Genomic DNA, 5,985 nt, shown 5'->3' with positions numbered 1-5,985 from the left:
ACCTCGTCGAACGCCGCAGCAAACGCCGGATGGGCGGCACACAACTCCTCCCCCATCCCGGCCCGCTGGCTGCCCTGACCGGTGAAGAGGAAGGCGGACGGCCCGTCGGCGACGGCGTCCTGGGGCGCCTGCCCGCCCTCGGCGAGGGCGCGGAGGGAGCGCCGGAACTCATCGGCGTCGGTGGCGACCAAGGCGGCGCGGTGCGGCAGCGCGGCCCTGGTGGTGGCCAGCGAGAAGCCGACGTCGAGCGGGTCCGCGTCGGGCACGGTGTCCAGGTGCGCCAGCAGCCGGGCGGCCTGCACCGGGAGGGCTTCGGCGCTGCGCGCGGAAAGGATCCACGGCACGGACGTGCCGGCCGCGGCGGCCGGTTCCGGTGCCGCAGCCGGCGCGGCCGCGTTCGGCGCTGCGGTGTCCTGGTCCTCGGCGGGCTCGGGGGCCTGCTCCAGGATGGTGTGGGCATTGGTGCCGCTGACGCCGAACGAGGAGACCGCGGCCCGGCGCGGCTGTCCGGTCTCGGGCCAGGGGCGGGGCTCGGTCAGGAGCTCGACCGCACCCGCCGTCCAGTCGACGTGCGGGGACGGCTCGTCCACGTGCAGGGTCTGCGGGAGCAGGCCGTGGCGCATCGCCATGACCATCTTGATCACGCCGGCGACACCGGCGGCGGACTGGGTGTGGCCGATGTTCGACTTCAACGAGCCGAGCCACAGCGGCTGTTCGGCCGGCCTCTCCTGGCCGTAGGTGGCAAGCAGCGCCTGCGCCTCGATCGGGTCGCCGAGGACGGTGCCGGTGCCGTGCGCCTCCACCGCGTCCACGTCGGCGGCGGCGAGCCGGGCGTCGGCCAGCGCCTGGCGGATCACCCGCTGCTGGGCCGGGCCGTTCGGCGCGGTCAGGCCGTTGGACGCGCCGTCCTGGTTGATCGCCGAACCGCGGACCACGGCGAGCACCGGGTGCCCGTTGCGGCGGGCGTCGGAGAGCCGCTCGACCAGCAGAACGGCGACGCCCTCGGACCAGCCGGTGCCGTCCGCCGCGCCGGCGAAGGACTTGCAGCGGCCGTCGGCAGCCAGGCCCCGCTGGCGGCTGAACTCGACGAACACGTCCGGCGTCGCCATTACCGTCACACCGCCGACCAGGGCCTGTGAGCAGTCGCCGTCGCGCAGCGCCTGGCAGGCCCAGTGGAGTGCCACCAGCGAGGACGAGCAGGCGGTGTCCAGGGTGGCCGCCGGGCCCTCCAGGCCCAGCGTGTAGGCGATCCGGCCGGAGAGCACACTGGTCGCATTGCCGGTCAGCAGCCGCCCCTCGACGCCCTCGGGCACCTCGCGCAGCTCCGAGCCGTACCCCTGGTAGCTGCCGCCGACGTACACGCCGGTGCGGCTGCCGCGCAGCGACGCCGGGTCGATGCCGGCCCGCTCGAAGACCTCCCAGGAGGCCTCCAGCATCAGCCGCTGCTGCGGGTCCATGGCGAGCGCCTCGCGCGGCGAGATCCCGAAGAACTCGGCGTCGAACTCGGCGGCGCCGTGCAGGAATCCGCCGCCGCTCGCGTAGAAGGTACCCGGGTGGTCCGGGTCCGGGTGGTAGAGGTTCTCGACGTCCCAGCCTCGGTCGGAGGGGAACGGCGAGATCGCGTCGGCGCCGGTGGACACCAGCTGCCACAGGTCCTCCGGCGAGCGGACACCGCCAGGCAGGCGGCAGCTCATCGCGACGATCGCGATCGGCTCCTGCTCCGCCTCCTCGACCTCGCGCAGCCGGCGGTTGGCCCGGCGCAGCTCGGCGGTCATCCACTTGAGGTGGTCGAGGAGCTTCTTTTCGTCTGCCATCAGCGGGCCGCCTTCGGAGGTGCCGGGTGGATCGCGCTCGTCGCGCAAGGGGACGGGGAGGTCGAGCGGAGGGTGGTGATCGGGCCGGCAGAGGTGCCGGGGGAGGTCGGCGCCCCGGACAGGGGGGACGCCGATAAGGTGCCGGGGCGGGCGCGGCCCGCCCCGGCGTCAACGGGGTGCACGGTCAGGACCTGCCGAATTCCTTGTCGATGAGGTCGAGGAGGTCGTCGGCGGACACGTCGTCCAGCTCGTCCTCGTCGGCCTCGTCCGCCGCGCCGCCGACCGCGTTCCACTTGGCCAGCAGGGCCTGGAGGCGGGCGGTGACGCGAGCGCGGTCGGCGTGGTCCGCGGCGACCGCGGACAGCGTCCGGTCGAGCGCGTCGAGTTCGGCGAGCGCCGGGCCCGCCCCGGTGTCGTCGTCGCCGGCGATCTCGGCCCGCAGGTGGGCGGCGAGCACGGTCGGGTTCGGGTAGTCGAACACCAGGCTGGTGGGCAGCCGGAGGCCGACGGCGGCGCCGAGCCGGTTGCGCAGCTCGACCGCGGTCAGCGAGTCGAAGCCCAGCTCGGTGAACGCCCTCGCAGCCTCGACCGCCGCAGCCCCGGCGTAGCCGAGGACGGCGGCGACCTCGCCGCGGACCAGGTCGAGCAGCGCCCGCTCCCGCTCAGCGGCGGGCAGCGACCGCAGCTGCTCCTGGAAGGCCACGGACTGCTCGGCGGTGCCCGCCTCCGGACCCGCGGTGGCACCCTCCAGCGCCTCGCGGACCTCGGGCAGGTCGCCGATCAGCGGCCGCGGGCGGGCGGCGGTGAAGGCCGGCGCGAACAGCGCCCAGTCCACGTCCGCCACCGTCAGCGCCGTCTCCCTGTGGTCCAGCGCCTGCTGGAGCGCGGCGATGCCGAGCTCCGGCGCCATCACCCGCAGGCCGCGCCGGCGCAGCTGCTCGGCAGCGGCGGCGTCCTCGGCCGCCATGCCGATGCCGCCCCACGGCCCCCACGCCACGGAGGTGGCGGCGAGTCCGGCGGTGCGGCGCCGCTCGGCGAGGGCGTCGAGGAAGGCGTTGGCGGCCGCGTAGCCGGTCTGGCCGCCGCTGCCCCACACGCCCGCGATCGAGGAGAAGAGGACGAAGGCGTCCAGCTCGGTGGCGCCCAGGGCCGCGTCGAGGTGGACCGCCCCGGACACCTTGGCGTCCACGACCGCCGCCAGTTCGGCGAGGTCGCTGTCCATCAGGGCGGTGTCCTGGGTGACGCCGGCGGCATGCACCACCGCGCGCAGCGGCAGGCCGTCCTCGGCCACGAGCAAGCGCTTGACCAGCGACTCCACCGCCTCGCGGTCGGACGCGTCGCAGGCCTCCAGGGTCACCCGGACGCCGGTGGCCGCCAGTTCGTCGCGCAGCCGGACCGCACCGGGGGCCTCGGCGCCGCGCCGGCCGGTGAGCACCAGGTGCTCGGCGCCGTTGCGGGCCAGCCAGCGGGCCACCTCCGAGCCGAGCGCGCCGGTGCCGCCGGTGACCAGCACCGTGCCGCGCGGCCGCCACGGAGCCGTCGGGGCAGCGGGCCGTTCGGCGCGCACCAGGCGCCGGGCCAGCACCCCGGAACGGCGCACCGCCAGCTGGTCCTCACCGTCCCCGGCGGACAGCACGCCCGCCAGGCGGGCCGCCGCCCGGTCGTCCAGCGCCACCGGCAGGTCGACCAGACCGCCCCAGCGCTCGGGGTGCTCCAGGGCCACCGTCCGGCCCAGACCCCAGACCTGCGCCTGAACCGGGCTCAGCACGCCCTGGGCCGCGCCCGTCGCCACCGCTCCGCGCGTCGCACACCACAGCGGGGCACCGATCCCGGCGTCGCCGAGGGCCTGGACGAGCACCACGGTCGCGGCCGGCCCGGCGGCGAGCGCCGGGTGGACGGGGTGCTGCTCCTCGTCCACGGCGAGCAACGACAGGACACCGGCCGGAGTCTCCCCTGCCGCGTCCCTGGCAGCGCGCAGCTCATCGGCGAGCGCGGCGCGCTCGCACGTGCCGGCATCGACCGCGATCCGTCGCACCCGCGCCCCGCCGTCCGACAGGGCCCGCTCGACCGCGGCGGTCCACTGCCGCGCGGCCTGCGGGAGCGTACCGTCCGCCGGGACGACCAGCAGCCAGTCACCGGTCAGCACCCCGTCGTACGAGGCGTCGGCCAGCGGCCGCCAGACCACCCGGTAGCGCCAGCCGTCCACCAGGTGCTGCTCGCGCTGCTGGCGTCGCCAAGCCGAGAGAACCGGCAGGACGGGCGCCAGGGCGGTCAGCGGGGACCGTGCGTCCGAGGCGTCCACCTCCAGGGTCGCCGCCAGCGTCGTCAGATCCTCGCTCTCCACCGCCTCCCAGAACCGGGCGTCCACCGGGTCGCCGCCCTGGCCCGCCGCGCCGTGCACGGCGGCCGCGACGGCCACCGGGGCCTCCGGCCAGTACCGCTGCCGCTGGAAGGGGTAGGTGGGCAGGTCGACCCGGCGCGCGCCCGTGCCGGCGAAAACGGCCGGCCAGTCGACGGCGAGGCCGCGGACGTGGGCCTGGGCGAGGGCTGCCGTGAGCGTGCGGGCCTCGGGGCGGCCGGCCCGGAGCACCGGGACGAACACGGCCTCGACCGCGGACTCCTGGCCCATCGCGGACAGCACACCGTCCGGGCCCAACTCGACGAACGTCCGGACACCGTCCGCCTCCAGGACGGAGACCGCATCCGCGAAGCGGACGGCCTCGCGGACGTGGCGGACCCAGTACTCGGCGTCGGTCACCTCGGTGGTCACGGCGGCGCCGGTCAGGGTCGAGACGATCGGGAGCCGCGGCAGCTCGTAGGTGATCTGCTCGGCAATGGCACGGAAGTCGTCCAGCATGCCGTCCATCAACGGCGAGTGGAACGCATGACTGACCGTCAGCCGCTTGGACTTCCGCCCCTCCAGCCGCGCCACCACGGCAAGCACCGCATCCTCGGCACCCGAGACCACCACGGACGTGGGCCCATTGACCGCGGCGATACCCACGCCCTCGGTCAGCAGCGGCAGCACCTCCGCCTCGCCCGCCTGCACCGCGACCATCGCACCACCGCCCGGCAGCGCCTGCATCAACCGGCCACGCGCAGCCACCAGCTTCGCGGCATCCGCCAGCGAGAACACACCCGCCACATGCGCCGCAGCCAGCTCACCGATCGAATGCCCGGCCAGCACATCCGGAGTCAGACCCCACGACTCCACCAGCCGGAAGAGCGCCACCTCCAACGCGAACAGCGCCGGCTGAGCCCAGCCCGTCTCATCGATCAACGTCGCGTCGGCGAGCGCCTCACGCAGCGGACGGTCCAGGTACTGGTCCAGGTGCGCACACACCGCATCGAACGCATCCGCGAACACCGGGTAGGCCGCATACAGCTCCTCCCCCATCCCGGCCCGCTGACTGCCCTGACCGGTGAACAGGAACGCCGTCCGCCCCTCCACCACCGTGCCGTGGCGGGCGTTCGCGCCCGAGCCACCCGTGGCCAGGGCCCGGAGGCCCGCCAGCAGTTCCGTCCGGTCCTCGGCCAGCACCGCCGCCCGGTGTTCGAACGAAGCCCGGCCGACTGCCGCGGAGAGCGCCAGGTCGGCGAGCCGGGCCTCGGGCTGCTCCTCGACAGCGGCGATGACGCGCTCGGCCTGGGCCCGCAGTGCGGTCTCGCTCTTGGCGGACAGCACCACCGGCAGCACCGGCACGGTCGCCGCGGCGTCCTCTGGGGTCTCCTCGACCACCGGAGCCTGCTCCAGGATCGTGTGGGCGTTCGTCCCGCTGATGCCGAAGGCGGAGATGCCCACGCGGCGCGGGCGGCCGGTCTCCGGCCAGTCGACGTTCTCGGTCAGCAGCGAGACGCTGCCGGCCGTCCAGTCGACGTGCGGGGACGGCTCGTCCACGTGCAGTGTCCTGGGCAGGACGCCGTGTCGCATCGCCATGACCATCTTGATCACACCGGCGGCACCGGCCGCGGCCTGGGTGTGCCCGATGTTCGACTTCACCGAGCCGAGCCAGAGCGGCCGGTCGTCGGCCCGCTCCAGGCCATAGGTCGCGAGCAGGGCCTGCGCCTCGATCGGATCACCCAGACGCGTGCCCGTGCCGTGCGCCTCCACCGCGTCGATCTGGTCCGCCGTCAGCCCGGCACTGGCCAGGGCCTGACGGATCACCCGCTG

The 5,985-nt window shown here is 75.2% G+C and carries 2 protein-coding genes; both read right to left on the bottom strand.

Annotation, left to right across the window (positions count from 1 at the left end):
- The coding region (locus ABTY15_RS39335) for a type I polyketide synthase (RefSeq protein ID WP_502893693.1) at window positions 1-1,817 on the bottom strand (1,817 nt) is incomplete at its 3' end.
- Between the two features lie 181 nt (window positions 1,818-1,998).
- Window positions 1,999-5,985 (bottom strand): SDR family NAD(P)-dependent oxidoreductase (locus ABTY15_RS39330; protein WP_350607444.1); only part of this gene is annotated, 3,987 nt, incomplete at its 5' end.

This window comes from Kitasatospora sp. NPDC097643 (genome assembly GCF_040302625.1).
GTDB lineage: Bacteria > Actinomycetota > Actinomycetes > Streptomycetales > Streptomycetaceae > Kitasatospora.
This window is presented reverse-complemented; position numbering and strand designations above follow the sequence as displayed.